The following is a 24,431-nucleotide window of genomic DNA, read 5'->3' on the forward strand; positions in this document are numbered from 1 at the left end:
ACTCGGCCCGGTGGTCGGGCATGAGCTGAAACTAGGACCCGATGACTGAACGGTGCGGGAATGAACAGTTCAGGCAACGGACAGGGAAATTACGGGCCTTCGCCGGGGCCCCCACCCGTGCCAGGGGCGCCGACGGTGCCGATATTGCCGAACAGATCCTCGAAGAAGCCACGCTCGCGGCCCAGGGTCGGGGTCTTTTTGTTCGACGGGTTGATCGATGCGATCTGCTCGGCGCCGGTGCGCGTCACTTCGGTGACGTTGCCGGCCGCGTCAAAGCGGATGCGCAGCGTCGTCTGTTCCTTCGCCGTGGGATTGTTGAAGGCGAAGTTGCGGGTCTGACGCCCGACATAATACCATTCGCCTTCGTTGAACTGGCTGGTCAGCGTCGGCTTGCCCAGCGTCTGAAGCACCGATTCGCGGTTATCCACGCCGGGCTGGACCGAGTTGACCAGGTCGGCATCGACCACATAGCCCTGATACCCCCGCAGCGGCTTCACACAGGCACTGGTGCCGAGCAGAATCGTGCCGCACAGCGCGACGGTCAGGATACGGGCGGACTTCATCAAACTCACTCTCCCCAGACGGGCACGGCCGCGCATTGCATCGCGCGCCGTTCCCCTCAATATGCGGGGCGGCTCCGGCAAACAAGCGCCGAGAGACATTGGAGTGCAACGATGCGATTGTGGGACAGGCTGACCGGGCGCAAGGCGGAGAACCCGGCGGCTGCGCTGTATCAGGCGGTGGTGGCGCGCGGGCGCGAACCGCATTGGTATGAGACGGGCGCGGTGCCCGATACGGTCAATGGCCGGTTCGACATGATCGCCAGCGTGCTCGCCATGGTGATGCTGCGGATCGAACATGATGCAGAGGCGGCCGAGACGACCGCGCGGCTGACCGAATGCTTCGTCGACGACATGGACGGGCAGCTGCGCCAGATCGGGATCGGCGACGTCGTGGTCGGCAAGGGGATCGGCAAGATGATGGCGCTGCTCGGCGGGCGGATCGGCGCGTATCGCGATGCGCTGGCCGAGGGAGCCGCGCCTGGGGCGTTTGCCGACGCGCTGTTGCGCAACCTGTATCGCGGCGAGCATCCCGGGGATGCGGCGCTGGCGCATGCAGCGGAGGGATTGCGTGCGCTGTACGACGGGCTGGCGGGCGTTTCGCATGAGGCGCTGCTGGCGGGGCGGCTGGCATGATCGCGCCGGAATTTTCGCGCCCGCAGCGGCTGGATGCCATCGGCAGGGGCGAGCATCGCGTCGAGATTTCCGCCGATGCGGCCGAGCGCGCGGCACTGGCGAAGCGGTTCGGGCTGATCGCGATCGACCGGCTCGACGCAGTGATGACGGTGCATCGCGACGCGACCGGCGTGCTGGCGCGCGGAAATCTGAACGGCGCGGTGGTGCAGGCGTGCAGCGTGACTGGCGATCCGGTCCCGGCGCAGGTGGATGAGGCATTTGCGATCCGCTTCCTGCCCGAAGGGACGGTCGAGGGGGATGAGATCGAGCTGTCGGACGAGGAGTGCGACACGGTCTTCTACACCGGCGGGGCAATCGATCTGGGCGAGGCGGCGGCGGAAACGCTGGCGCTGGCGCTCGACCCATTTCCGCGCAGCGCGGGGGCGGAAGCTGCGCTGCGCGACGCGGGCGTGCTGGGCGAGGACGAGACCGGGCCCTTCGCGGCGCTGGCGAAGCTGAAGAAGCAGCTGGATTAGTCGGAGCTTGTCATCCCCCTCCCTGAAAGGGAGGGGCTAGGGGTGGGTTTGGCGGCGAGCGCGGCTCGATGCCGCGATTGTCGCTGTGAGTGGCGCGACCCGTCCTTTGGAGCGCGCAGACGCGCGCACCCACCCCCGACCCCTCCCTTTCAGGGAGGGGAGTGGAATTTCCTAAAGCCGCGCCGCTGCGGTGCGCAGGTCGGCGATGAAGGCGGCGTGTTGCGCGGCCTTGGCTTCCGGGTCCGGGAGGCGCAGCAGATAGCTGGGATGGACCGTGATCCACGCCTCAGCGCCCGAGTCGAGCGGGATCGCGCGGCCGCGTTCTCGGGAGATGGTGACGGCTCTGCCCAACAGGGAGCGCGCGGCGGTGGCGCCGAGGGCGATGACTACCTTGGGCCGGACGATCAGCAATTCCTGTTCGACCCACCAGCGACAGGCGCTGATCTCGCCTGCATCTGGGGTCGAATGGATGCGGCGTTTCCCTCGCGGCTCGAATTTGAAATGCTTGACGGCGTTGGTGAGATAGGCGGCGGAGCGGTCGATCCCGGCCTGTGCCAGCGCATCGTCGAGCAACTGCCCGGCCGGGCCGACGAACGGGCGGCTGGCAAGGTCCTCCTGATCGCCGGGCTGTTCGCCGATCAGCATCAGCGGGGCGTCGACCGGTCCTTCGCCGAACACCGTCTGCGTCGCATGCTTGTGGAGGTGGCAGCGGGTGCAGGTCATCGCCTCGTCACGCAGCGCTGCCCATGCCTTGGTCGCATTGTCGCCCGGGCCGGTCATCCGCGCGGTCTCCACCATCGCCAGCTCGCGGGCGCGAGCGCCCTTGATCAGCTCTCCCACCAACGCGGTTTCGGGCATGTTTTTCCAGTATTTGCGCGGCATTTCCTTGAGCATCGCGCCGGTCTTGAGCCGGGCGGGGTTGAAGATCGACGCATAATAGGTCTTCCACACCGCCTCGACCGGATCGTCCTGCGGCGCATCGGCCTTGCTCGCGCCGGGACCTTCGGTGAGGGTTTCGCCGTCCCAGTGGAGCGAGACTTCGGGCGTCAGGATCGACCAACGCATCGTGTGGAAGCGGTCGACGAAGAAGCGCGCGTTGGCGCGGACGATGTGATGATCCGGCTCGAACCAGGCGATGAAGCGGGGGGCGGTGTCGTCGGCGACTTCGCGGAAGCGCAGGAAGGCGCGCATCTTGTGGATGTCGCGGCGCACCGATTTCGCCATGTCGTCGAGGCGGCGGAGTAGCGGATCGGCCTTGTCCTCGATGCTGCCCGGTCGCGCGATCACGCGGGTGAGCAGCGTATAGAGCAGGGCGAAGCGTTCGGGGTCGCTGTGCAGGATCGCCTCCTGCGCGAGGCCGACGAAGCGGCGCGAGACGCGCAGTTCCGGTGCGGCTGAGGGGAGGACGGCCTCGTCGCCGAAAAGATCGCCGGGCTGGTCACCAACTTGCCAGACGACCTCCGACGGATCGATGCGGGCGGCGGCGAGCGAGCGGGCGGCGTCGCGCCAGCCTTCGAAATCATCCTCTGAAGTTAAGGCTACGACACGCATCGGTCCCCTTAACGCGCGGGTAGCGATTCGATCCATTCGCTGAGCAGCGCAATGCCTTCGTCATGCGCGGTGGCGCGGCCGAGCTCGGGCATGGCGATGCCGGGGTCGGTGCTGCGCAGGCGGTAGATCAGGATCGAGCCTTCGGGGTTTCCCGGTGCGATCGCGAAATCGCGCCCGCCGCTGCCACGCCCTGCCGCGACCGGGCGCTTCCCGATGCCGAGTGCGACCGGGTCGGTGCGGTCGAGTTCGAGGAACAGGCCGGAATTGGACGCGGCGCCCGCGGGATTGTGGCAGTGCGCACAGTTGATCTCCAGATAGGCGCGCGCGCGGGCGTCGAGCGGGGCCTTGGCGTCGTCCCAGCGCGCGACGCGCGGTGCGTTGGCGGGGGCGCGGTCGAGCAGGCCGGCTTTGACCAGCGTCTGAAGCTGGCCGGCGTGGTTCAGGTAGCGCGCCTTGGGGCCGATCGGGGTGATCTGGCCAGACAGCGCGTGGCAATCCTTGCACTGGTTCGCGTTGGGGACGGCGTAGCTGATCTGGCGCGCGCGGCCGGATGGGTCGGTAAAGCTGACCGGCAAGCGGGTACCGGCGCGCTTGACCACCGCGTCGGTGCCGTCTGCGTTCCACACATAGGGGATCGCGACCCAGCCCGATGCGCGGCGCAGCAGCAGGCGGGTTTCGATCGGCTTGAACGCCGCGCCGGTGCCATAACCGAAGGTCTTGATCAGCGCCGAGCCGGTCGGGAAGTCGAATGCGGCCTTCGCATCGTACTTCACCTGTTGGCCCTCGGGGACGTAGATGAAGCGTTGCTTGATCGTGTAATCTGAGAAGAGCGGGGTTTCGAGGTCGTAGCCGACCACCCGCGCTGCCGGAGTGCGCCGGGTCAGGTCGGCGAAGAAGCCATAGTCGGAGAGCTTCGTCGGGTAGCCATCGGCGGTGATCGCGTCATCGTTGACCCGCGCAGGCTGCCTTGCCGCAGCGACGCCGAACGCCGCTGCGCACAGTGCCAGCAGGGCGAGTCCCGCACGGGTCACTTGGCCGCAGCCTCCATCGCTGCGGGTAGCACCACTGCGGCGGGGCGCGGGGCGGCGGGGGCGTTGAGTTCCGCCTTGCCCGGCTTGGCCGAGCTGGTCGGCGCGGCGAGCGCGAGGCCCAGCGTCAGCACCGGCACCGGATCGGCGACGTGCAGCCCGAGCTCGGTGGCGCCTCCGGTGCCATCCCACCACACGGGCGGGGCAGCCCCGCCGAATGCCGCGACGAGGAAGCCGCCGCCCTCAACCCCCGGCTCGAACCCGGCGCGGCCGTGGCGATTGCCCGACACCACGACGTGGCGCGGATAGGGGTTGTAGCCCTTGTCCTCATAGCTCTGGCGGTAGGACATGATGATGACGTTGGCGGTGGCATGGTCGGTCAGGTCGTTGTCGAAGACATGGACGCCGTCATTGGCCATCACCAGCACTCCGGTCCCCTTGGGCACGGTGGCGACGATATTGCCCTTTGGCGCGAAGTTCGGGGTGTCGTTGAGGAACACCTTGTTGCCATAGACGCGCACTCCGCCGCCGCCCATGCGGGGCAGGTTGGGCAGGTCGAAGACGAGGATGCCGCCCGTGTTCCTCGTCGCGGTGTTACCGAAGACGTCAGCGTGGTTGCTGTTCTCGATCTCGATCCCGGCGACATTGTGCGAGACGAAGCTGTTGCGGACGATGATCTGTTCGGACTGGCCGACATAGATGCCGGCGTCGGACGCGCCCTTCACCGTGACGCCGTCGATCAGGATCATGCTGCTGGAGACGGGATAGACGCCATATGCGCCGTTGCTCTCCTTCGGCCCGCCGGTCCATTCGACGCGGATGTCCTTGTAGACGATGCGGTCGGCGCCCTTGGACTTGATGCCATCGCCCTTGCTGTCCTCGACCGCGAAGCCGCGCAGGACAACATCGTCGGAGGTGACGAGCAACCCTTCGCCCGCGCCGAGCTGGCCCTTGAAGCTGAGCACGGTCTTGTCGGGGCCGGCGCCGCGTACGGTGACTCTGTCGATATCGAGGCTGAGGCCGTCGGTCAGGTCGAACCGGCCTGCGCTGATTTCGACGGTGTCGCCGGGCCTAGCGTCGAGCAGCGCTTGCTGCAGCCGCTCCTGCGCGTCGGGGCCGGCGGGGACGGTGAGGGTGTCGGCGTGGGCGGCGGGCGCACAGGCGAGCAATGTGGCGGCCGCGACGGCGGTGCGGATCATGGGCCTCTCCTCGTTTTGAGGAGCAGCTTACGCAGTCCGCACCGCGCGTCCAGTCGTTTACATGCGTGTCAGTTACTCGCGCGCGTCACCGGGCATTTCCTCCTCGGCGCGTTCGAGCTCCTTGGGCTTGCGCTTCTCGAAGATCGCGGCGAGCTTGGCCTTGGTCGCGTCGTCCAGGTCCTTCGACGCGGCCGGGAACATCTCTTCCTCCTCCTCGTCGATATGGTGGAGGTAGCGGTCGCGCATCGACTTGAATTTGGTCAGCCAGCCGCTGGACGACATCTCCATCTCGACCAGTTCGCCGAGCATGTCGTCGACTTCCTTATGTTCCGACACCGAATGGCGCGCTTCGTCGCGCAGATCGGGGTTGGCGAGCATCGTCGCATAAAGCGATTCCTCTTCCGCCGCGGCGTGCGCCTGCAGTTCCTTGCGCAGCTCCTCGAACAAGGTGCGCCGCTCCTCGCTGTCGCCGCTGGTCTCGGCGATGCGGTCGAGCAGGTCGCGCTGGCGGTTATGATCCTGGATCAGATCCTCGAAAATGCGTTCGTCGGCCATGCAAAGTCTCCTTTGCGCGCTCAACCGCTTATGCCCCCGGTTGTTTCACCCGCGACTCATTCTCACTGGGGCGGTCAGTCATTTGGCTGACGAGGATTTCGGCAATCTCAACCAGTGGGATGGTGAACACACCCCCTTCATTCTCGCGCCAGATTGCAATGCCCTCACTTGGGTCGGTGAAGGGGCGCGCTGCGGCTTGTGGCGATGCCAGCCGTGTCACGCTGGCATCAAGCGTTTCCCGCGATACCGGAAGGTGATGCACATCGGTTGGGGGCCGATCCCGCGTTACGCGGATGCCGGTCATGCCAATGTGGTAGATCGGCCCGGTCGGCGATGCCTCAACCTGATGGATCTTGATCAGCGACCCCGCATCCTCCGGTCGTCCAGCATATTCCCAGACCTGTCCTGCGGCATAGCCGGGTCGTTCCTGAGATGGGGACAGTATTGACGAGAGGAGGGCGAGCGCGCCGAGCATGAAGTTCATCCCGGGACGCTATCTCTCGTGCACCAAACTCTCAAGCCGCGAACAGCTCCATCTGCTTGGCCGACGGCGCGACGAGCGGGCGCAAGTCGGCGCGGTCGGCGAGCAGGGTCGGGCGCCAGTCGCTGGTGATCAGGAACGGCTTCAATTTTTTCACCGACACGGTCAGCCGCGCAACATCGGCCAACGTCAGCCGCCGCCAGCGGCGCGAGATGAGGATGCGATCGACGGCCTTTACGCCAAGGCCGGGGACGCGCAGCAGTGCCTGGCGCGGGGCGGTGTTGACGTCGACCGGGAAGCTGGCGCGGTGCTTTAATGCCCAGGCGAGCTTGGGGTCGATGTCGAGCGGCATCATGCCGGTCGCAGCATCGGCGGCGTCGGCGACCTCGTCCGGACGATAGTCGTAGAAGCGCATCAGCCAGTCGGACTGGTAGAGGCGGTGTTCGCGCATCAATGGCGGGCGCTGGAGGGGCAAGACCGCGCTCGCATCCGGGATCGGGCTGAACGCCGAATAATAGACGCGGCGCAGGCCGAAGCGGCCGTACAGGCCCGCCGCGCGCCCGACGATGTCGCGGTCGGTGGCGGCGTCGGCGCCAACGATCATCTGCGTCGACTGACCGGCGGGGGCGAATTTGGGGGCGGAGCGGTAGCGTTTTCGCGCGTCGCCCGTGTCCTCGATATCGCGCTTCAGGTCGCGCATCGCTCCCTCGATCCGGGGGGCGGATTTTTCGGGGGCAAGGCGTGTGAGGCCGGCGACGGTGGGCAGCTCGACATTGATAGACAAGCGATCCGCGTGCAGCCCGGCCTGATGGATCAGCCCCGGATCGGCGTCGGGGATCGTCTTCAAATGGATATACCCGCGAAAATCGTGATCCTCGCGCAGGCTGCGCGCGACTTCGACAATCTGCTCCATCGTGTAGTCGGGCGAGCGGATGATGCCGGAGGAGAGGAACAGCCCCTCGATATAATTGCGGCGGTAGAAATCGAGCGTGAGGCGGACGACCTCCTGCGCGGTGAAGCGCGCGCGGCGGACGTTCGAGCTTTTGCGGTTGATGCAATAATGGCAGTCGAAGATGCAGCTGTTGGTCAGCAGGATCTTGAGCAGGCTGATGCAGCGGCCGTCGGGAGCGTAGGCGTGACAGATGCCCATCCCCTCGGTCGAGCCCAGTCCCTTGCCGCCCGATGACTTGCGTTTCGACGTGCCGGATGACGCGCAGGATGCGTCATATTTCGCGGCGTCGGCGAGGATTTCGAGCTTTTCGCGCAAGTCGAGCTGGGCCATATGTTCTTCATACGTTCCAGCGGCTTGGCTGTCCAGTCAGTCCGGCGCGCGGCTGCGGCAGGCGAGCGCTAGCAGGGCGGCGAGGGTCCCTGCGAGGATGAGGTAGAGGGTGAGGCCTGCGCCCGGCGACCAGCCCCAGAACTCGCTGGGAAGCGTGCGCAGGTTGAGTGCGAGGAAGCCGGGCAGGATATGGTTGCTCAGCGGCGCGGCGAAGTGATGCGGGGCCTGGATGTCGACTGCCGCGATGATCAGGTTGAGCGCGATGCTGGCGGCGAGGAAGGTGAGGCCGAGCGCGCGCTCGATCCGGCTGGCGCTGCCCCAATAAGCGGCGAGGCCGATAGCGAGATAGGCGATGGCCGGGAGCGCGTGGCGCGGGCCGGTGGCGTTGCCTCCGTCCCAATAGACGTACGCCGCATGGTAGAGAAAGCAGGCAAGCGCGCCCCCCGCCGCCAGCACGCCGAGGTCGCGCCGGGCGGGATCGCGCAGCAGGGTCCAGATGCCGAACGGGGCGAGGGCAAGGATCGGCGCGACCCAAATGATCCCGCGCCGCTTGCCAAACAGGATTTCGGTGAGGATGTCGAGCTTGGGATAGGTGAGGCCGAACAGACCCTGCTTCATCCCCTCAAATCCCACCACGCCCGAATAGCCGGTGGTGAAGGCGTTGCCGAAAGTTGCGAGGTTGTAGGCGAGCAGGGGAAGCGCGGCGATCAGCCCGCCCGCGATGGCGAGGCCGAGCGTCCGCAATTGCGCCGGACGATCCCAATGGCGGATTGACCACAGCGCCCAGAGCGCAACGGGCGCGCCGAGCAGCACTGCGCCGTGCTCGACCACTACGGCCCAGCCAAGTGCGAGGCCTGCGGTCAGCGGATAGCGTCGGCACGCGGGTTGCTGTGTGCCACGCCACACCGCCCAGAGCGCGATGGCGATGAGGGAGGTCGCAGCGGCATGGCCGAACCAGGTTGTCGTCCAGCCCCAGACCGTAGTGCCGAGCGCAAAGCTGACCGCGGTGAACAGCCCCGCCGCGCGGCTGCCGCCGATGCCGTTGCCAAGGTCGAGCAGCGCGACTGCCGCAAGCGCGGTCAGCACCGCGCCGATCCCGGCAACGGCTGCGCGCATGCGCAGGCTCAGGAACGCCTCGGCATCGGGGTCGAACAGCTGGTGGGGAACGTCGGCGCTGGTCTGCTGCGTCACCCAGTTGGTCGCGGCGACGAAGGGCAGCGCCATCAGCGTCATGCCCGGCGCCTTGTCCATATAGAGATGGCCGTCGAACTGCGCCTTGTCGATCGTCATCGCGCCATAGGGGTCGATGCGCGCACTGCCGGTCTCAACGATCGCGGTCGCGGCGAGGATGCGCGTGGCGCTGTTGGGGTTGAACGCCCAGGAGCCGAACCAGATGCAGGACAGCCAGACGAGCGCGAAGAGCAGGGCGGGGACGTGCCAGCTCTGAGGCACTCTCAACCAACCCCGTTTGTGCTGAGCTTGTCGAAGCACGGTGCCTGCACTCTCGGAGTGTTGGGGTCGCCCTTCGACAATGATCAGGTGAAACGTCCTCCGGACGTTTCAGCCAAAGCAGGGGGCTTTAGCGACCTGATCATCAGGGCCAACGGGGTTTAGGTTAGGCGCTTAACTTTAGTCCGGCAGAACCTTCTCCGCCCGCTTGCGCGCATCCGCCTCAGCCTTGCCCGCCTGAATCTCGCGGGTGCCACAGCCGATGCCGCCGCCGGGGCCGACGGCGCTGCAGCTGCCGATGCCGGTGTCCCCTGCGGTCAGTGCCGAACGTTGGCGCACCGCCCAGCTCTCGCGCTGCGGCGAGACTTCGGTGTCGCGCAGTTCGCTGGGGATGCGAAAGCGCTCACCGGCGGGGCGGCGGACGCAGATCACGATCTCTTCGCCATCCGCGTTGGTCGGGCACTTCTCTTCCTCGCCATAGAGGATCAGCACGCCGTTCTGCGCGCTCGCCGGAAGCGCGGGCAGGACCAGCGCCGATGCGGCGGTGGCGAGGGTCAGCAGGATCGTCTTCATGTCATCGACTCCTTGGCGGCGCTTATAGCCGCTTCGACACCGCGATTGCGGTCTTGCAGGCCAGGCGGATCGCGCCAGCGAGCAGCGGATAGGCAGGCGCAGTTTCCGCGCCCGCTGCGAGCGCGCTGTCCTTGTGTTCCAATTCCTCGGCGCGGAATTCGGCGACCGCGGCGGCGAGTTCAGGATCGTCCTCACCCAGCGCGTCGAGCTGTTCCTGATAGTGAAGGTCGATTTCGGTTTCGACCGCGACCGTGCAGGCCATCGCCGCCGCCGGACCGATCGCTGCGGTCGCCGCACCCATTGCGAAGCCCGCGACATTCCACATCGGCTGCAGCGCGGTCGGGCGGACGCCACGGCGCGCGATCAGCGCGTCGAAAAAGGCGCGGTGCCGCTCTTCCTGATTGGCCATGCCCGAAATCGCGCGCGCCATGTCGTGGCGGTCGCCCATCACCGCGAGCTGCCCGGCATAGATGCGGGTCGCGCCATATTCACCGGCCTGATCGACGCGAATCATCGAATCGATGTCGCGGCGGGGGTCTCCGGGTTTCCACTTCACTTGGCTTTGCCCTTCAGCAAGAGAATCGCGATCACCAACGCGCCACCGAGCGAAAAGATCGCATTCCATCCAGCCAGTGACACTCCGAAAAGATCCCAGGGTGCAACGTCGCAGCGTACCACCGGCGCGTTCATGATCCGGTCGAGCGCGCTGCCCTCTCCGCCGAAATGCGTGGCGCACTGGGTGATCCCTTCCCACCAGCCATATTCGACCCCGGCATGGAACGCGCCGATCGCGCCGCTGACCGCGATGGCGAGCGTCGCCAACCACACCAGTGGCGTGCGCGCGGGGGCGACGACGAACGACAGCACCGCCAGCACGATCGCGGTGTAATGCGGCCAGCGCTGCCACATGCACATTTCACACGGGAACAGGCCAAAGCCATATTGGCTGGTCAACGCGCCGCCGATCAGCGCGAGCGGGATGAGCAGGGCGAGTGCCTGAGCGGTGCGGCTGGGGGTCATCGCGGATCTCAGCGCTTGCCGGCCTTCGCCGCGCCACCCCCGGCGACGCGCGCAGGCGCGGCGGTGCGGGCGATGGTTTGCAGCGCGTAATGGAGCTGGAAGTCCTTGATCCCCTTCTTCTCCAGCTCCTCCGGCGTGGCGGCGAAGCGCGGATCGGTCTTGGTATCTTCTTCCAGCACCGCGTTATCGACCTTGGTCTCGTTGATCAGGTGGCGGCGCAGGTCCGCCTCCCGGAACACCGGGCGGGTCTTGTAATCGGGGTCGGAAATCTGCGGCACCGCCAGATCAGGCTCGATCCCGCCTTCCTGCACCGAGCGGCCCGAGGGGGTGTAGTAGCGCGCGGTGGTCAGGCGCAGCGCGGTGCGCGGGCCGAGCTGGAGCAGCGACTGCACCGATCCCTTGCCGAAGGTCTTTTCACCCAGCACCAGCGCGCGATGGTGATCCTGCAGTGCGCCTGCGACGATTTCGGATGCCGATGCGGTGCCGGCATCGACCAGCACGACCAAAGGCACGCCGCGCGTCAGGTCTCCGCGGATCGCGGATTCGGCGTACCAGCGCTCGATATCGCTTTTCTCCCGCCCGCGCTGTGACACGATCTCGCCATGCGTCAGGAACGCGTCGCTGACCTCGATCGCCTGGTTGAGCAGGCCGCCGCCATTGCCGCGCAGGTCGATGACATAGCCCTTGGGCTTGCCGCCCAGCTGCTTTTCGATCTCCGCGATGCCGGCGCGCATGTCGGCAGCGGTGGTCGCACTGAAGGTGTTGATGTTGAGGATGCCGATGCCATCCTGTACCTCCCACTTCACCGCCTTTTGCACGATGGTTTCGCGGGTCAGGGTGACGTCGAACGGCTTGTCGCGACCGGGACGGACGATCCGCAGCGTGATCTTGGTGCCCGGTTGCCCGCGCATCTGGGTGATCGCTTCGTCCAGCGTGCCGCCATAGATCAGCTTGCCGTCGAGATGGGTGATGTAATCGCCGGCCTTGATCCCGGCCTTCCACGCCGGGGTATCTTCGGTCGGGGTGATGACCTTGACCGCTCCGTCCTCCTGCGTGACCGACAGGCCGAGGCCGCCATAATTGCCGTCGGTGGCGAGGCGCAGATTGTCGAAGGCGAGCGCGTCGACATAGGAGCTGTGCGGATCGAGGCTGGCGAGCATGCCGTCGATCGCGCCCTTGATCAGCGTCTTGTCGTCGACCTTTTCGACATAGGCAGCCTTTACGCGCGTGTAGACGTCCATGAACGCGTCAAGCTCACGATAACTCGACGTATCGACGCTCGCCATCGCGCCGGTGGTCACGGGGATCAGCGCCAGCGCGCCGACGGCGGCGGAAACCTGGAGGAGGGGACGGATCATACGCGTTACTCTCTGAGCGGGTCTTGGCGACAAGATAGACCGGAACCGCGTGGCCGCAAAGCGGCAAGCGCGTGTCCGGCACGCGGCGTCAATCCAGCAGCTGGGCCAGATCGACCGGGCGACCCTGGCGGCGCAGTTCGACGGTGATGCGCGGAGCGTTGTCCTGAGGCGCGCGGCCGAGCGGGGTGCCCTGGTTCAACGTGTCGCCAACCTTGACCAGCACCGCGTCGAGGCCGGCGATCAGCGAGGTCCAGCCGCTGCCATGATCGACGATCACGATATTGCCATAGCGGCGGAAGCGTCCGGCATAGATCACCCGACCGGCGGTGGGCGCGACGATCTCTGCCCCCGGTGCGGTGGCAAGGGTCAGGCCGCGCGCGCGCACGCCGGTGTCGGATAGTTCGCCAAGGCCGGTGACGACCATGCCGGCGACGGGCAGGCGATAGGGCGGTGGGCCCGAGCGCGCCGCAGCCACCGGTGCTTCGCCATCGGCGGGGCGGGGGAGCGGGCCGGGGAGCGCGGCGAGTGCGGCCCGGGTCTCGGCGGCCTCGCCCATCACGTCCATCTGATCGACCAGGTCGCGCGCTTGCTCGCCCAGCGCCAGTGCGCGGTCGGATTCGAACATCGCCTCGCGCCGGTAACCGACCGATTTGAGGCGGTGCTCGCCCTCGGCCCGGACCAGAGCGAGCCGGTCGTTCTGGAGCCGGGCGCGGCCATCGGCGAGGGTTTTCGCCGCAAGCTGCGCGCCATCGCGGAGCTGGCGGGTGCGCGCGATCTCCGCGCGGATGTCCGCAGTGCGCGCGCGCATTTCGGGGGTGACGGCGCCCAGCACCGCGCGGACATGGACGATATCGGCGGTCGATCCGGGTTGAACCAATCCCAGCACGGCGGGGCGGCGGGCGAGCGATTGCAGCGCCGCCATCAATCGAGTGATCGGCCCTTGCTGCTCGACCAGCCGGGTGCGCTGCTGTCCCAGCATCCGGTCGACCACCGCGATGCGCGCGCGCGCGGCGACGATCTCTGCTTCCGCCGCCTGAATGCTTGCGGCGATTGCGGCCTCGCGCGCGCGGGCGCGGCGGGCTTCGTCGCGTTCGGCGGCGGCGGCGCGTTGCAGCCGTTGCGCGCGGGCTTCGGCATCCTTCGCCGCTTTGCTCGCAGCGTCGAGCTGGGCGCGTTGCTCGGGCAGCGAGGGCGTCTGCGCGGGCAGCGCGGCGACGCCCACCGATGCGGTGGCGGTGATGGCCGCGATCAGGGCGATGCGGCGCATCATCCCTCGCGATGATAAGGGTGGTTGGCGAGGATGCTGGTCGCGCGCCAGAGCTGTTCAGCGAGCATCGCGCGCGCCAGCATGTGCGGCCAGGTCGCGCGGCCATAGGAGATCAGCAGATCGGCCTGCGCGCGGGCATCGTCGTCGAAGCCATCGGCGGCACCGATCAGGAAGCGGGTTTCGCGCACGCCGTCCTCACGCCACGCCTGGATGCGTTCGGCGAACACACGCGAGGGAATGTTTTCACCCTTTTCGTCGAGCATCACGATGCGCGTACCGGGTTCGATCGCCGGCATCTTGCCGCCCGTGTCGGGCAGTTCGGTGACGCGGGTGGGCAGGGTCACCCGCTTCAGATAGCGATCGACCAGCTCGGCCTCCGGGCTGCGGCCGATCCGCCCGCGGGCGACGATATGCAGCAGCATATCGGAAGGATCACGCGGTGCCGGCGGGTGCGCTGTCGCCGAATGCCCACATGCGTTCGAGATTGTAGAAGGTGCGGACCTCCGGGCGGAACAGGTGGACGATCACATCGCCCGCGTCGATCAGCACCCAGTCGGCGGTCGGCAGACCCTCGACGCGCGGGCTCTGGCCGCGCTCGGCCTTGATCTTCTCGGCCAGCTTCTGCGCCATCGATGCGATCTGGCGGGTCGAGCGACCGCTCGCCACGACCATATAGTCGGCGATGCTGCTCTTCCCCGCGAGCGGGATCGAGACGGTTTCGACCGCCTGATCGTCGTCGAGCGAGGTCAGGACCAGTCGATGCAGCGCCTCAGCATCCGGGGCGACGGTGCCGCTGGTGGCCGGGGTGGCATCGAGGTGAGGGGAAGCGGGCAAGGGGACTCCTGGGTTAGTGCGGGTCGGAAGTGGGTGGCGTGCGGCCACGGGAAAATCTCCGGTGCCAGCCGGGATCGGCGGCGCGCAGGCGGGTCGCCGAAGTCGGGTCGGGGCGGAAGCGCAACAGCACCAGGGCCGGCAAACTCCACTTCGTCCAAGTCTTCGCCTGGCGTGCGGGCCGCACGAAACGCCGCAGCCAGCTCATAGCGGGGCTCGCATGAGCAGCACGATCATAGCCCGGACGCGCGATCACCGCAATCGGAACCTGTCGCGCGATCCTTCGCCAGCCGCGCCACTGGTCGAACTGCGCCAGATTGTCGCCACCCATCAGCCAGATGAACTGGTGCTTGGGATAGAGGCGTGGCAGCTTGGTCAGCGTGTCGACGGTGTAGCGGGTCTTGAGCCGTTTCTCGACCGCCGTTGGTCGGATCGGCGCATGCCGGGCCATCGCGCGTGCCGACGCCATCCGCGCGGCGAACGGGGCCATGCCCTTCGCCTCTTTCAGCGGATTGCCGGGCGACACCATCCACCACACTTCGTCCAGCTCCAGCGCGCGCAGGGCGTGAAGCGAAATCGCGCGGTGGCCGCGATGCGCGGGATTGAACGACCCGCCGAGGATGCCGATGCGTTTCAAGAGCGGCGGGGCCGCCAGTCGCGCTTGGCGTGCTGCAAGCGCAAGATCTCGACGCCGTTGGCGATCGGTCGATACAGCAGCACATAGTCGGTGCGCTGAACAAGCCATTTGCGGACCGAGCCGTCGAGGATCGGTCCGGCCTGCGGATACTCTGCCAGAAAGCGACCTGCCGCCAATGCAGCCCGGCCGACGCGATAGGCATAGTCTGGGCTCAGCTGGGAAAACTCATCGTCGAGCGCTGCCAGATCGGCCTGCGCTTCGCGCGTCCACTCAGCTTTGTTCATTCTGCGGCGGCGGCTTGGCGATGGCGTGCCTCAAACCACGCTTCCATCTCTTCCTGGCTAATCAGCTCGCCGCGATCGGCCGAATCGATCCCTGCCTGGATAAATGCGTGGAATTCCTGTTCTTCCGCGACATAGCGTTCCACTGCCTTCGCAACGACCCATGCCCGCGATCTGTCCAACCGCTCAGCGAGCCGATCGAGTTCCGATAGCGTCTCCACGTCGAGTCGCGCCGTCACAACTGAGGTCTTGCTCATGTATGCAATGTATACAAAGAATACGCAGGGTTCAAGGACGCGCCTGCCCGCTCCCCCGAACCACCCATTTATAGGTCGTCAGTCCCTCCAGCGCGACCGGGCCGCGGGCGTGGAGGCGGCCGGTCGCGATGCCGATTTCCGCGCCCAGCCCGAACTCGCCGCCATCGGCGAACTGGGTCGAGGCGTTCCACATCACGATTGCGCTGTCGACGCCATTGAGGAAGCGTTCGGCGGTTGACGCGTCCTCGGTCACGATTGCGTCGGTATGGTGGCTGGAATGACGGGCGATATGCGCCATCGCACCCTCGACCCCGTCGACCAGCGCGATCGAGAGGATCGAATCGAGATATTCGGTGTCCCAATCCTCCGCATTCGCTGCGACCGCGCGTGGCTCGATTGCGCGGATATCGGCATCGCCGCGCAGCTCGCAGCCGGTGTCTGCGAGCGCGGACAGGATCGGCGCGGGATCCGCGAAGCCGCGGTCGATCAGCAGCGTCTCGGTCGCGCCGCAAATGCCCGTGCGGCGCATCTTGGCGTTGACCGCCAGTGTGACTGCCATCGCCGGGTCGGCGGCACGGTCAATGTAAGTGTGGCAGATGCCGTCGAGATGCGCGAGCACAGGGACGCGGGCTTCTTCCTGCACGCGGGCGACCAGGCTCTTGCCGCCGCGCGGGACGATCAGGTCGATCGCGCCATCCGCCTTGAGCATCGCGCCGACCGCCGCGCGATCGGTCGTGGGCACGAGCTGTACCGCATCGGCGGGCAGGCCCGCTTCGGTCAGGCCGCGCGCAAACGCGGCGTGGATCGCGCGATTGCTGTGCGCTGCTTCGGAGCCGCCGCGCAGGATCGCGGCATTGCCGCTCATCACGCAGAGCGCCGCCGCATCCGCGGTCACATTGGGGCGGCTTTCATAGATGATGCCGATCACCCCGATCGGCACGCGCACGCGGCTGAGCTTGAGGCCGTTGGGGCGTTCGCTGGCGTCGATCACCGCGCCGACCGGATCGGTCAGTGCCGCCACTGCCTCAACCCCCGCCGCCGCGCCTTCCAGCCGCGCAGGATCAAGCCGCAGCCGATCGAGCAATGCGCCCGACAGCCCGTTCGCGGCGCCCGCCTCGACGTCGCGTTTGTTGGCGATCAGGATCGCCTCGGAATCTGCCCGGATCGCTGCTGCGGCGGCGCGCAGCCCGGCGGCCTTGGCAGCGGTCGGCAGGCCGGCGAGCAACGTTGCGGCAGTGCGGGCGCGGGTGCCCATGTCGGCGATCAGTGTCTGCGCATCCTGTTCCATGTTGCCGGGCTAGCATGCTGCACCTGCAAAGTCCCTATCGCGCGGTCTTTTCCAAGCTGATAGATGAGCTTCATGGGGGAATTCGACGCAGCCGGGGATCTGGTCACGGGGACATTGCTCGGCCGTGCGGTCGAGCGATCGGGCGCGCATGGCGACGATAGCCATGGTGGCATCTGCCTGAATTGCGGGACCGAGTTGCTCGGCCCGCATTGTCACCGCTGCGGTCAGGTCGGGCATGTTCACCGCACGATCGGTGCGATCTGGCATGAAATCCTCCACGGCGTCGTCCATTTCGAGGGGAAGCTGTGGAACACGCTTCCGCTGCTGACCTTCCGTCCCGGCGAGTTGACGCGCCGATACATCTTTGGCGAGCGCGCGCATTTCGTGTCGCCGATGGCGATGTTCCTGTTCTCGGTCTTTACGATGTTCGCGGTGCTGCAGATCATGGGCGTGTCGCCACCGGCCGAGGTCGGCAGCACGGCGCAGTTTGAACAGGGCCTGCAGTTTGCGCGCAACAATACGCAGGAAGCGCTGGCCGATGCACGGGAAGCGCGAGCGACTGCCGAGCCGGGGAGCGAGCGCGCGGCGAAGCTCGATGCGAAGATTGCGAAGCTGTCGACCGACCTTGCCGAGCTCAACCGGATTCCGACCACGCTGAGCGGGCGGACCGGATTGCCCTCCGGCTTCACGACCGGGTGGAAGCGGCTCGACAAAGGGCTCGCGAAGATGGAGAAGAACCCCGGCCTCGCGCTCTACAAGCTGCAGACCAACAGCTACAAGTTCAGCTGGGCACTGATCCCGCTGTCGATCCCATTCGTTTGGCTGATGTTCGCATGGCGGCGGCAATATCGCGGCTATGACCATGCGGTCTTCGTCACCTATTCGCTCGCCTTCATGTCGCTGTTGTTTATTGCGCTGATGATCGGTTCCGCCCTGGGCGTGCCGGAGGACGCCATCGCGACGATCGCGGTGTTCGCGCCGCCGATACACATCTTTTTCCAGCTCAAGGGCGCCTATCGCCAGCCCGCCTGGAAGGCGCTGTTGCGCACCTTCGCGCTGCTGATCTTCATCAGCATCATCGTCACGCTATTCGGGTTGTTGCTGCTGGGGCTCGGCCTGCTGGGCTGAAGCTCAGCCTTTGCAGGGGAAGCGCTTCTTCATCATCGCGTAAAAGGCGGTCTTCACGCTCATGTTGCGCTTGGCGGCGGGGATCGCCTCAAACTCGGCCATGAGTTCGTTGCTGCCGATCTTGGCCTTGCCCTTGGGCGGAGGGCAACTGTGCGGGGCGCGGCCCGCCGCCTTGGCGCTGGCCAGATCGCTGCGATAGGCGTCCGACGCGCGTTCGACCTCGGTCCGCAGCAATTTGATGTCCGACGAGCCGATGGCGAGAAAGCCTTTGGCCTTGAGCGCATTCGCCTTGGCCAGAAACTCGGCGACGCTCATCGCCTGTGCGCTTGCGGGAAGTACCAACGCTGCACTCGCAACCACTGCCAGAATCGTCCGCATCCACACCCTCCCGTGATCCGGTGAAACAACACGACAAATCGCTTGAACGCCATATGAATTCGCCCGCTTCACAGGCGCGCGTCGCCCGCTAGAGTCGCGGCGATTCGACGGGGGACCCAGTAACATGATTATCGGTATCGACCTCGGCACCACGAACAGTGCCGCGGCGGTCTTTCGCGACGGGGCGGCGGAGCTGATCCCCAACCGGCTCGGCCATTTCCTCACCCCCTCGGCGGTCAGCATCGACGCCAATGGCGACGTCATTACCGGCCTGGCCGCGCGCGAGCGAATGGCGAGCCACCCCGACGCGACGGTGACGGCGTTCAAACGCTATATGGGCACGCAGCGCACGACCAAGCTGGGCAAGCGCAGCTTCGCGCCGGAGGAACTGTCCGCGCTGGTGCTCCGCAGCCTGAAGGCCGATGCCGAGGCGTTTCTGGGGCAGGAAGTAACCGAGGCGGTGATCACCGTCCCCGCCTATTTCAACGACAAGCAGCGCAAGGCGACGCACCGCGCGGGCGAACTGGCCGGGCTGAAGGTCGAGCGGCTGGTCAACGAACCGACCGCCGCCGCGCTCGCCTATGGCATCCACCAGCTGGCCGACGAATCGCGTTTCCTGGTGTTCGACTTGGGCGGGGGCACGTTCGACGTGTCGATCGTCGAGATTTTCGAAGGGATCATCGAAGTCCGCGCCTCGACCGGCGACAATCATCTGGGCGGGGAGGATTTCAACGAGTTGCTGGTCGGCCTGATGCGCGACGCGCATGCGGACGCGTTTGGCAATGCCGGGCGTGGCGACGACGCGCTGCACCAGAAGCTGCGCGAAGCCGCCGAACGCGCGCGCCGGGCGCTGAGCAGCGCGGGTGAGGCCGAGATGCGGATCGTGTGGAACGATGCCGAGTATCGCCACACCGTCACCGCCGCCGCGTTCGAGGAGGCGGCCAAGCCGTTGATCGACCGGCTGCGCGAACCCGTCCTCCGATCGATGCGCGATTCGGGGATCAAGAGCGCGGAACTGAGCGAGATCATCCTGATCGGCGGTGCGACGCGGATGCCGCTGGTGCGCAGCGCGGTGACGCGGATGTTCGGCCGCTTCCCCAATGCGACGGTCAATCCGGACGAAGCCGTCGCGCTGGGCGCGGCGGTGCAGGCGGGACTGAAGTCGCGCGATTCGGCGCTGAAGGAAGTCGTGGTCACCGATGTCTGCCCCTATTCGCTGGGCGTCGGCGTGGCGCGGCGGCTGCCCGGCGGCGGGATCGAGGATGGGCTGTTCGCTCCGATCATCGAACGCGGCACCGTCATTCCCGCGAGCCGCGAGCATCGTTTCAGCACGATGCACAATAACCAGACCGTGGTCGAATTCGGCATCTATCAGGGCGAAGCGCGGCTCGTGCGCGACAATGTCGAGATCGGCAATACCAAGGTTACGGTGCCGCGCGCGCCGGCGGGGCAGGCGATCGACGTGCGCTTTTCCTACGACGTGTCGGGGCTGCTGGAAGTCGATATTCTGGTGCCCGAAACGGGCCAGCGGGTCAGCCTGACGATCAACGACGGCAATGTCGCCGATCCGGCCGCGCTGGAAAAGGCGCGGGCGGCGCTGGCGGGCCTGAAGGTGCATCCGCGCGACGAGGCGGAGAACAAGGCGGCGATCGCGCGCGGCGAGAAATGCTTCGAGAACTTCCTGGGCGAGCAGCGTTACTGGGTGGACGAAGTGATGTCGCGCTTCATGGCCGCGCTGGAGACGCAGGACCCGCGCGTGATCGAAACCGCGCGCAAGGAACTTCACGCCGCGCTCGACCAGCTTGAGGGCGAGACCTTTCTGTGAGGCAATGGTGGCGCGTGCTGGGCGTTCCGCGCGGCAGCGACCGCGCGACCGTCCGCCGTGCCTATGCCGCCAAGCTGAAGGTCACCAATCCCGAAGATGACGCCGCCGGCTTCAAGGAATTGCGTGCGGCTTACGAAGAGGCGCTGCGCTGGGTCGATTACCAGCAGTTCGATGATTGGGACGATGAAGAGGACGACGCGGCAACGGAGGCTGCGCGCGCCGGGCTGACATTGACCCCGATTTGGGAGGAGATCGCGCCCGACGGCGATGCGCTGCCCGAGGCGGAGCCGCTGCCGCCCCCGGAGCCTGACCCGCTGGAGGTCGAGCGCGCGGCGGATGCGGCGGAGTTCGAGCGGCGCTTTGCCGAACTGGAAGCGGGGCTGCGCGGGCCGTGGTTCAAGGATCGCGACGGCATTCGCGCCGCGTTCGACGCTGTGATGGCGGCCCCGGCACTGATCGAACTCGATCGGCGTGCCTATGCCGAATACCGGATCGCCGCGCTGATCGCCGATACCATTCCGCGCAGCGACGCGATCCTGCGCGAAGCGATGGCGGCGTTCGGCTGGGAGGGGGAGGGTAATCACCCGCACGCCGTGTGGGCGTTGCGTGCGCGGCTGGACGAATGGCGGCTGATCGCGTCGTTCGGGCGCGGTCATGCGCTGGCGCGGGGCTGGCGTGCACTGATCGATGGCAAGTCGCCCAACTGGCTGCGGCGGCTGCGCGCGCTGCGTCCCGGAACGGCGGGGCAGGTGCGCCAGCTATTCGATCTGGCCGATTACGACGTGCCCGGGATTGCGCACAGCTTTCACCCCAAGGCGGTGGAATGGTGGCGCGCGCATCTCGACGCGCCGCGTTTCGGGTCGGTCGAGGTGGCATTGCTGCTGCTGGGCGGGGTGGTGGCGGCGCTGTTTGCGGTGCTGGGCGCGACGCCGACGGTGCGGTTATGGGGTGCGGTGGGCGCAGGCGCTGGCGGCCTTGTCCTGTCGCTGGCGCATTGGCGGTTCGTCACGCCGATGCGCTGGCGCGCGGCGCGGCAGGGGGTGGTGCGGTCGCGCGGTGCCGGCTGGCGGCTGGGCCTGTGGCTGGTCCTCACCGCGGCCGCGATCGGCGCGCCGGCGACGCCGTGGATTGCGGGCGGGTTGGGGGCGGCGTTCCTGATCCTGGCGATCACGATCTTCGTGCTCGACAGCGCGGAGGAGATTGCTGGCCTGAGCTGGCAGCGGATGGTGATGCTGGCGATTGCCGGTGCGTTCATCGGGCCGGCATTTTTCGCGATGAACGTGGGGGAACAGGCGCTGACGTTGTTGTTCGGCCTGTCCGCCGGCATCGTCGGATTGTCGGCGCGGGACGCCATCGCGCGGGTGATCGCGTCGCGCCCGGTGCTGATTGCGCTCGGCATCATGGTCGCGCTGATCGTCGGCGCGATCGTGCGCAGCGACTGGATCCCCGACACGCCGCTGATCCCCTGGGGCGCGGCGGCGGGGACGTCGCTGGTGCTGATGAGCGGGCTGCGCGCAGGCGATCCCGACGGGCGCGGCAGCGGCGTCGCGGCGCTGGCGAACATGCTGCTATGGGCGATCGTCATCGTCGCCGCGGTCATGTCCGCGCCGGAGCGGGAGAAGACTGGCGCGCTTCCGGTGCCGATTTCGGTCGTGCCGGCCGATCCGATGAAGGCGCTGGAAGCGTCCGAGCCGGGGTTCCGCGCGCTCAAGGCCGGCAATCCGAAGCTCTATGAAGAGGTCGCGGCGATCCGGAAGGACATGGCCGTCGGCACGCGCAAGCATGACGAGGGCTATCGTGCGATCGATGCGCTGGTGAACACCGCCTATCAGAAGCGGCTACCGCTGGTCGGGTCGGCGCTGATCGCGGCGGAGATGGACATTCGCCTCGCCCGGGCGCGCGAGTTGCGCAAGGCGGACGTACGTGCCTGTGCCGGGGAGCGTGACATCGAGGGTAACGTGCTGAGCCGGGAGTTTCGTCAGCGGCACTATGCCCATGCGCTGGAGGTGGCGGGCGCGCCGCTGCTGGTGTTGCGCGAGCTGAGCAAGGGCCGTGAGGTGCCGCTGATGGAGCTGTTGCAGACGGCGACCAATGGCGACATCGCGGCCGCAAACAAGCTGGCAGACGCGCTGGAGGGCAAGGACGCGACGGCCAAATGCGACGCGCGGATCGTGATGCTGGAGGCGCTGGTGGCTTTGGACGATATCGACATCGCCCGGACGATGCGGACGGCGCTGACGCAGCGGGCAAAGGCCAAGGCCGAGAAGAAGTAAGCCCGTGATCCTCCCCCTTGCGGGGGAGGATAGTCCGTTACGCCCCCTGCGGGGCCGGGTTGCCGAACGGGCCCTTGGGGCGGCGGGTCTTGGGGATCGAGGTTCCCGCGACACCGACCGGGCCCTTGATCGTCGACGGATCGGGGCGCCCGATATCGCCGTCGCTCAGCAGCTTCTTGATCTCGTCGCCCGACAGCGTCTCATATTCGAGCAGCGCGCCGGCCAGCTGGTGCAGCTGGTCGATATGCTCGGTCAGCACATCGCGCGCACGCTTGAGGCCGCCTTCGACCGTCGCCTTGATCTCGTGATCGATCAGCTGCTGGGTCTCGTTCGACATGTGCCGCGGCTGCGAGGCCGAATAGCCGAGGAAGCTTTCGCCCTCGGGCTGCGAATATTCGACCGGGCCAAGCTTGTCGGACATGCCCCACTTCGTGATCATGTCGCGGGCAAGGCCGGTGGCGTACTGGATGTCGCCGCTCGCGCCCGACGAGACCTTGTCATAGCCGAAGATGATCTCTTCGGCGACGCGCCCGCCCATGGCGACGGCGAGGTTCGCGTACATCTTGTCGCGGTGATAGCTGTAGCTGTCACGCTCCGGCAGGCGCATGACCATGCCCAGCGCGCGGCCGCGCGGGATGATCGTCGCCTTGTGGATCGGGTCCGATGCCGGTTCGTGCAGCGACACGATCGCGTGACCGGCCTCGTGATAGGCGGTCATCCGCTTCTCATCGTCGGTCATCACCATCGAACGCCGCTCGGCCCCCATCATCACCTTGTCCTTGGCATCCTCGAACTCGCTCATCGCGACGAGGCGCTTGCCCTTGCGCGCCGCCATCAGCGCGGCTTCGTTGACGAGGTTGGCAAGGTCGGCGCCCGAGAAGCCGGGCGTGCCGCGCGCGATGGTGCGGGCATCGACGTCGGGCGCCAGCGGCACCTTCTTCATATGGACCTGCAGGATCTTCACGCGGCCTTCGATATCCGGGCGCGGCACGACGACCTGACGATCGAAGCGGCCCGGACGCAGCAGCGCGGGATCGAGCACGTCGGGGCGGTTGGTCGCCGCGACGATGATGATGCCTTCATTGGCTTCAAAGCCGTCCATCTCGACCAGCAGCTGGTTCAGCGTCTGCTCGCGCTCGTCATTGCCATTGCCGAGGCCTGCGCCGCGATGGCGGCCGACCGCGTCGATTTCGTCGATGAAGACGATGCAAGGGGCGCTCTTCTTGGCCTGTTCGAACATGTCGCGTACGCGGCTTGCGCCGACGCCGACGAACATTTCGACGAAATCCGAGCCGGAGATGGTGAAGAACGGCACGCCCGCCTCACCCGCGATCGCGCGGGCGAGCAATGTCTTGCCGGTGCCGGGCGAGCCGACCAGCAGCGCGCCCTTCGGGATCTTGCCGCCAAGGCGGGCGAATTTGGTCGGGTCCTTGAGGAATTCGACGACCTCTTCCAGCTCTTCGCGCGCCTCGTCGATGCCGGCAACGTCGTCGAACGTGACCTTGCCTTCCTTCTGGGTCAGCAGCTTGGCGCGCGACTTGCCAAAGCCCATCGCGCCCGAGCCGGAGCCCTTCTGCATCTGGCGCAGCACGAAGAAGGCGATGCCGAGGAACAACAGGAACGGCAGCGCCTGGACCAGCACATATTGCCAGATCGACGGGCCTTCTTCCGGCCGCGCGCTGATCGTCACGCCCTGCTTGCGCAGCGTCGGGATCAGTTCGGGATTGGGAACGGCATTGGTGCGAAACTTCGCGTCGCTGGTCAGCGTGCCGGTGATGACGTTGCCCGCGACATTGACCTCCTTGACCTTGCCCTGTTCGACATTGTCGAGGAATTCCGAATAGGCGATCGTCGTGCCGGTCGCCGCGCTGTTGGGCATGCCCATCATGTTCACGAACAGCGCCAGCGCGGCGAGGATGCCGACCCACACCAGCAGGCTTTTCATCCACGGATTGCCGTTATTCTCAGGGCCGGGAGTCTTGTTGTCGTCGCTCATGGGTCGAATGCACCTTCCTCAGCGCACAAGATAGGCGGTCGCAGGTTAATGGCAATGGAACAG

Annotated in this window: 26 protein-coding genes; 5 read left to right on the forward strand and 21 right to left on the reverse strand. The window is 66.9% G+C overall.

Features of this window, described 5'->3' with window-relative positions; genetic code table 11:
- Positions 1–89 precede the first annotated feature (89 nt).
- Entirely contained in the window at positions 90–563 is a 474-nt protein-coding gene (locus KYX69_RS08255) for an outer membrane protein assembly factor BamE (protein WP_300495946.1), read from the reverse strand.
- 111 nt (positions 564–674) lie between these two features.
- On the opposite strand from KYX69_RS08255, the gene KYX69_RS08260 reads away from it, so the two are divergent.
- Both KYX69_RS08260 and KYX69_RS08265 read left to right on the forward strand, forming a co-directional pair.
- Positions 675–1,196 (forward strand): ubiquinol-cytochrome C chaperone family protein, encoded by a 522-nt coding sequence (locus KYX69_RS08260; RefSeq protein WP_300495949.1) that lies wholly within the window; start codon positions 675–677, stop codon positions 1,194–1,196.
- Complete coding sequence (locus tag KYX69_RS08265; RefSeq protein ID WP_300495952.1) at positions 1,193–1,711, forward strand: DUF177 domain-containing protein; 519 nt, start codon at positions 1,193–1,195, stop codon at positions 1,709–1,711. Before KYX69_RS08260 ends, KYX69_RS08265 begins: the two co-directional genes overlap by 4 nt.
- A gap of 171 nt (positions 1,712–1,882) precedes the next feature.
- Here the strand turns inward: KYX69_RS08265 and KYX69_RS08270 are convergent, their stop codons facing one another.
- The 18 genes from KYX69_RS08270 to KYX69_RS08355 form a co-directional block, all read right to left on the reverse strand.
- Positions 1,883–3,262, reverse strand: a complete 1,380-nt coding sequence (locus KYX69_RS08270; RefSeq protein WP_300495955.1) for a UdgX family uracil-DNA binding protein — start codon at positions 3,260–3,262, stop codon at positions 1,883–1,885.
- Between the two features lie 8 nt (positions 3,263–3,270).
- Positions 3,271–4,293: an SO2930 family diheme c-type cytochrome gene (locus KYX69_RS08275; RefSeq protein WP_300495957.1), complete on the reverse strand. Its 1,023-nt coding sequence runs from the start codon at positions 4,291–4,293 to the stop codon at positions 3,271–3,273.
- Entirely contained in the window at positions 4,290–5,489 is a 1,200-nt protein-coding gene (locus KYX69_RS08280) for a parallel beta-helix domain-containing protein (RefSeq protein ID WP_300495959.1), read from the reverse strand. Before KYX69_RS08280 ends, KYX69_RS08275 begins: the two co-directional genes overlap by 4 nt.
- A 72-nt stretch (positions 5,490–5,561) precedes the next feature.
- A complete protein-coding gene (locus KYX69_RS08285) occupies positions 5,562–6,044 on the reverse strand; it encodes a hemerythrin domain-containing protein (RefSeq protein ID WP_300495962.1) in 483 nt (160 codons plus the stop codon).
- A gap of 28 nt (positions 6,045–6,072) precedes the next feature.
- On the reverse strand, positions 6,073–6,528 hold the full coding sequence (locus KYX69_RS08290) for a hypothetical protein (protein ID WP_300495965.1): 456 nt from the start codon (positions 6,526–6,528) through the stop codon (positions 6,073–6,075).
- Between the two features lie 31 nt (positions 6,529–6,559).
- Positions 6,560–7,807 carry a putative DNA modification/repair radical SAM protein gene (locus tag KYX69_RS08295; RefSeq protein ID WP_300495967.1) on the reverse strand — a complete coding sequence of 416 codons (1,248 nt, stop codon included), beginning with the start codon at positions 7,805–7,807 and terminating at the stop codon, positions 6,560–6,562.
- Positions 7,808–7,843: 36 nt separating this feature from the next.
- The gene (locus KYX69_RS08300; protein WP_300495969.1) at positions 7,844–9,259 is read right to left on the reverse strand and encodes a hypothetical protein; all 1,416 of its coding nucleotides are present in this window, start codon (positions 9,257–9,259) and stop codon (positions 7,844–7,846) included.
- Positions 9,260–9,436: 177 nt separating this feature from the next.
- A complete protein-coding gene (locus KYX69_RS08305; RefSeq protein ID WP_300495972.1) occupies positions 9,437–9,829 on the reverse strand; it encodes a hypothetical protein in 393 nt (130 codons plus the stop codon).
- Between the two features lie 22 nt (positions 9,830–9,851).
- Complete coding sequence (locus tag KYX69_RS08310) at positions 9,852–10,343, reverse strand: demethoxyubiquinone hydroxylase family protein (RefSeq protein WP_300496046.1); 492 nt, start codon at positions 10,341–10,343, stop codon at positions 9,852–9,854.
- 38 nt (positions 10,344–10,381) lie between these two features.
- A complete protein-coding gene (locus tag KYX69_RS08315) occupies positions 10,382–10,849 on the reverse strand; it encodes a disulfide bond formation protein B (protein ID WP_300495975.1) in 468 nt (155 codons plus the stop codon).
- An 8-nt stretch (positions 10,850–10,857) separates the two neighbouring features.
- Positions 10,858–12,207, reverse strand: a complete 1,350-nt coding sequence (locus KYX69_RS08320) for a S41 family peptidase (protein WP_300495977.1) — start codon at positions 12,205–12,207, stop codon at positions 10,858–10,860.
- 88 nt (positions 12,208–12,295) lie between these two features.
- Complete coding sequence (locus KYX69_RS08325) at positions 12,296–13,474, reverse strand: peptidoglycan DD-metalloendopeptidase family protein (protein WP_300495980.1); 1,179 nt, start codon at positions 13,472–13,474, stop codon at positions 12,296–12,298.
- On the reverse strand, positions 13,474–13,896 hold the full coding sequence (locus KYX69_RS08330; protein ID WP_300495982.1) for a 23S rRNA (pseudouridine(1915)-N(3))-methyltransferase RlmH: 423 nt from the start codon (positions 13,894–13,896) through the stop codon (positions 13,474–13,476). Before KYX69_RS08330 ends, KYX69_RS08325 begins: the two co-directional genes overlap by 1 nt.
- A 10-nt stretch (positions 13,897–13,906) precedes the next feature.
- A complete protein-coding gene (gene rsfS, locus KYX69_RS08335) occupies positions 13,907–14,239 on the reverse strand; it encodes a ribosome silencing factor (protein WP_300496049.1) in 333 nt (110 codons plus the stop codon).
- Between the two features lie 82 nt (positions 14,240–14,321).
- Positions 14,322–14,942 (reverse strand): nicotinate-nucleotide adenylyltransferase, encoded by a 621-nt coding sequence (locus KYX69_RS08340; protein WP_300495985.1) that lies wholly within the window; start codon positions 14,940–14,942, stop codon positions 14,322–14,324.
- Entirely contained in the window at positions 14,939–15,226 is a 288-nt protein-coding gene (locus KYX69_RS08345; protein WP_300495987.1) for a type II toxin-antitoxin system RelE/ParE family toxin, read from the reverse strand. The genes KYX69_RS08340 and KYX69_RS08345 overlap by 4 nt, the downstream gene beginning before the upstream one ends.
- Positions 15,223–15,480 carry a CopG family ribbon-helix-helix protein gene (locus KYX69_RS08350; protein ID WP_300495989.1) on the reverse strand — a complete coding sequence of 86 codons (258 nt, stop codon included), beginning with the start codon at positions 15,478–15,480 and terminating at the stop codon, positions 15,223–15,225. Before KYX69_RS08350 ends, KYX69_RS08345 begins: the two co-directional genes overlap by 4 nt.
- Positions 15,481–15,511: 31 nt before the next feature.
- Entirely contained in the window at positions 15,512–16,768 is a 1,257-nt protein-coding gene (locus KYX69_RS08355) for a glutamate-5-semialdehyde dehydrogenase (RefSeq protein ID WP_300495992.1), read from the reverse strand.
- A 72-nt stretch (positions 16,769–16,840) separates the two neighbouring features.
- On the opposite strand from KYX69_RS08355, the gene KYX69_RS08360 reads away from it, so the two are divergent.
- The gene (locus KYX69_RS08360) at positions 16,841–17,896 is read left to right on the forward strand and encodes a DUF3667 domain-containing protein (RefSeq protein WP_300495995.1); all 1,056 of its coding nucleotides are present in this window, start codon (positions 16,841–16,843) and stop codon (positions 17,894–17,896) included.
- 3 nt (positions 17,897–17,899) lie between these two features.
- Here KYX69_RS08360 and KYX69_RS08365 read toward each other — a convergent pair whose 3' ends face one another.
- Entirely contained in the window at positions 17,900–18,274 is a 375-nt protein-coding gene (locus KYX69_RS08365) for a hypothetical protein (protein ID WP_300495997.1), read from the reverse strand.
- A gap of 124 nt (positions 18,275–18,398) precedes the next feature.
- Between KYX69_RS08365 and KYX69_RS08370 the strand changes: the two genes are divergently transcribed.
- Entirely contained in the window at positions 18,399–20,099 is a 1,701-nt protein-coding gene (locus KYX69_RS08370) for an Hsp70 family protein (protein ID WP_300495999.1), read from the forward strand.
- A gap of 14 nt (positions 20,100–20,113) precedes the next feature.
- Complete coding sequence (locus tag KYX69_RS08375) at positions 20,114–22,372, forward strand: hypothetical protein (protein WP_300496002.1); 2,259 nt, start codon at positions 20,114–20,116, stop codon at positions 22,370–22,372.
- 37 nt (positions 22,373–22,409) lie between these two features.
- Here the strand turns inward: KYX69_RS08375 and ftsH are convergent, their stop codons facing one another.
- Entirely contained in the window at positions 22,410–24,368 is a 1,959-nt protein-coding gene (gene ftsH, locus KYX69_RS08380; RefSeq protein ID WP_300496003.1) for an ATP-dependent zinc metalloprotease FtsH, read from the reverse strand.
- Between the last annotated feature and the right edge of the window lie 63 nt (positions 24,369–24,431).

Source organism: Sphingomonas sp. (assembly GCF_030145815.1).
In the GTDB taxonomy this organism is placed as follows: Bacteria; Pseudomonadota; Alphaproteobacteria; order Sphingomonadales; family Sphingomonadaceae; genus Sphingomonas.

Excerpts from the sequence above, each read along its gene's own strand:
- KYX69_RS08310 (WP_300496046.1), bottom strand. The coding sequence starts at position 10,343 with ATGATTCGCGTCGATCAGGCCGGTGAATATGGCGCGACCCGCATCTAT.
- KYX69_RS08290 (WP_300495965.1), bottom strand. The coding sequence starts at position 6,528 with ATGAACTTCATGCTCGGCGCGCTCGCCCTCCTCTCGTCAATACTGTCC.
- KYX69_RS08260 (WP_300495949.1), top strand. The coding sequence starts at position 675 with ATGCGATTGTGGGACAGGCTGACCGGGCGCAAGGCGGAGAACCCGGCG.
- KYX69_RS08320 (WP_300495977.1), bottom strand. The coding sequence starts at position 12,207 with ATGATCCGTCCCCTCCTCCAGGTTTCCGCCGCCGTCGGCGCGCTGGCG.
- KYX69_RS08285 (WP_300495962.1), bottom strand. The coding sequence starts at position 6,044 with ATGGCCGACGAACGCATTTTCGAGGATCTGATCCAGGATCATAACCGC.
- KYX69_RS08345 (WP_300495987.1), bottom strand. The coding sequence starts at position 15,226 with ATGAACAAAGCTGAGTGGACGCGCGAAGCGCAGGCCGATCTGGCAGCG.
- KYX69_RS08315 (WP_300495975.1), bottom strand. The coding sequence starts at position 10,849 with ATGACCCCCAGCCGCACCGCTCAGGCACTCGCCCTGCTCATCCCGCTC.
- KYX69_RS08330 (WP_300495982.1), bottom strand. The coding sequence starts at position 13,896 with ATGCTGCTGCATATCGTCGCCCGCGGGCGGATCGGCCGCAGCCCGGAG.
- KYX69_RS08305 (WP_300495972.1), bottom strand. The coding sequence starts at position 9,829 with ATGAAGACGATCCTGCTGACCCTCGCCACCGCCGCATCGGCGCTGGTC.
- KYX69_RS08325 (WP_300495980.1), bottom strand. The coding sequence starts at position 13,474 with ATGCGCCGCATCGCCCTGATCGCGGCCATCACCGCCACCGCATCGGTG.
- KYX69_RS08280 (WP_300495959.1), bottom strand. The coding sequence starts at position 5,489 with ATGATCCGCACCGCCGTCGCGGCCGCCACATTGCTCGCCTGTGCGCCC.
- KYX69_RS08370 (WP_300495999.1), top strand. The coding sequence starts at position 18,399 with ATGATTATCGGTATCGACCTCGGCACCACGAACAGTGCCGCGGCGGTC.
- KYX69_RS08255 (WP_300495946.1), bottom strand. The coding sequence starts at position 563 with ATGAAGTCCGCCCGTATCCTGACCGTCGCGCTGTGCGGCACGATTCTG.
- KYX69_RS08355 (WP_300495992.1), bottom strand. The coding sequence starts at position 16,768 with ATGGAACAGGATGCGCAGACACTGATCGCCGACATGGGCACCCGCGCC.
- KYX69_RS08270 (WP_300495955.1), bottom strand. The coding sequence starts at position 3,262 with ATGCGTGTCGTAGCCTTAACTTCAGAGGATGATTTCGAAGGCTGGCGC.
- KYX69_RS08360 (WP_300495995.1), top strand. The coding sequence starts at position 16,841 with ATGGGGGAATTCGACGCAGCCGGGGATCTGGTCACGGGGACATTGCTC.
- KYX69_RS08365 (WP_300495997.1), bottom strand. The coding sequence starts at position 18,274 with ATGCGGACGATTCTGGCAGTGGTTGCGAGTGCAGCGTTGGTACTTCCC.
- KYX69_RS08295 (WP_300495967.1), bottom strand. The coding sequence starts at position 7,807 with ATGGCCCAGCTCGACTTGCGCGAAAAGCTCGAAATCCTCGCCGACGCC.
- ftsH (WP_300496003.1), bottom strand. The coding sequence starts at position 24,368 with ATGAGCGACGACAACAAGACTCCCGGCCCTGAGAATAACGGCAATCCG.
- KYX69_RS08265 (WP_300495952.1), top strand. The coding sequence starts at position 1,193 with ATGATCGCGCCGGAATTTTCGCGCCCGCAGCGGCTGGATGCCATCGGC.
- KYX69_RS08350 (WP_300495989.1), bottom strand. The coding sequence starts at position 15,480 with ATGAGCAAGACCTCAGTTGTGACGGCGCGACTCGACGTGGAGACGCTA.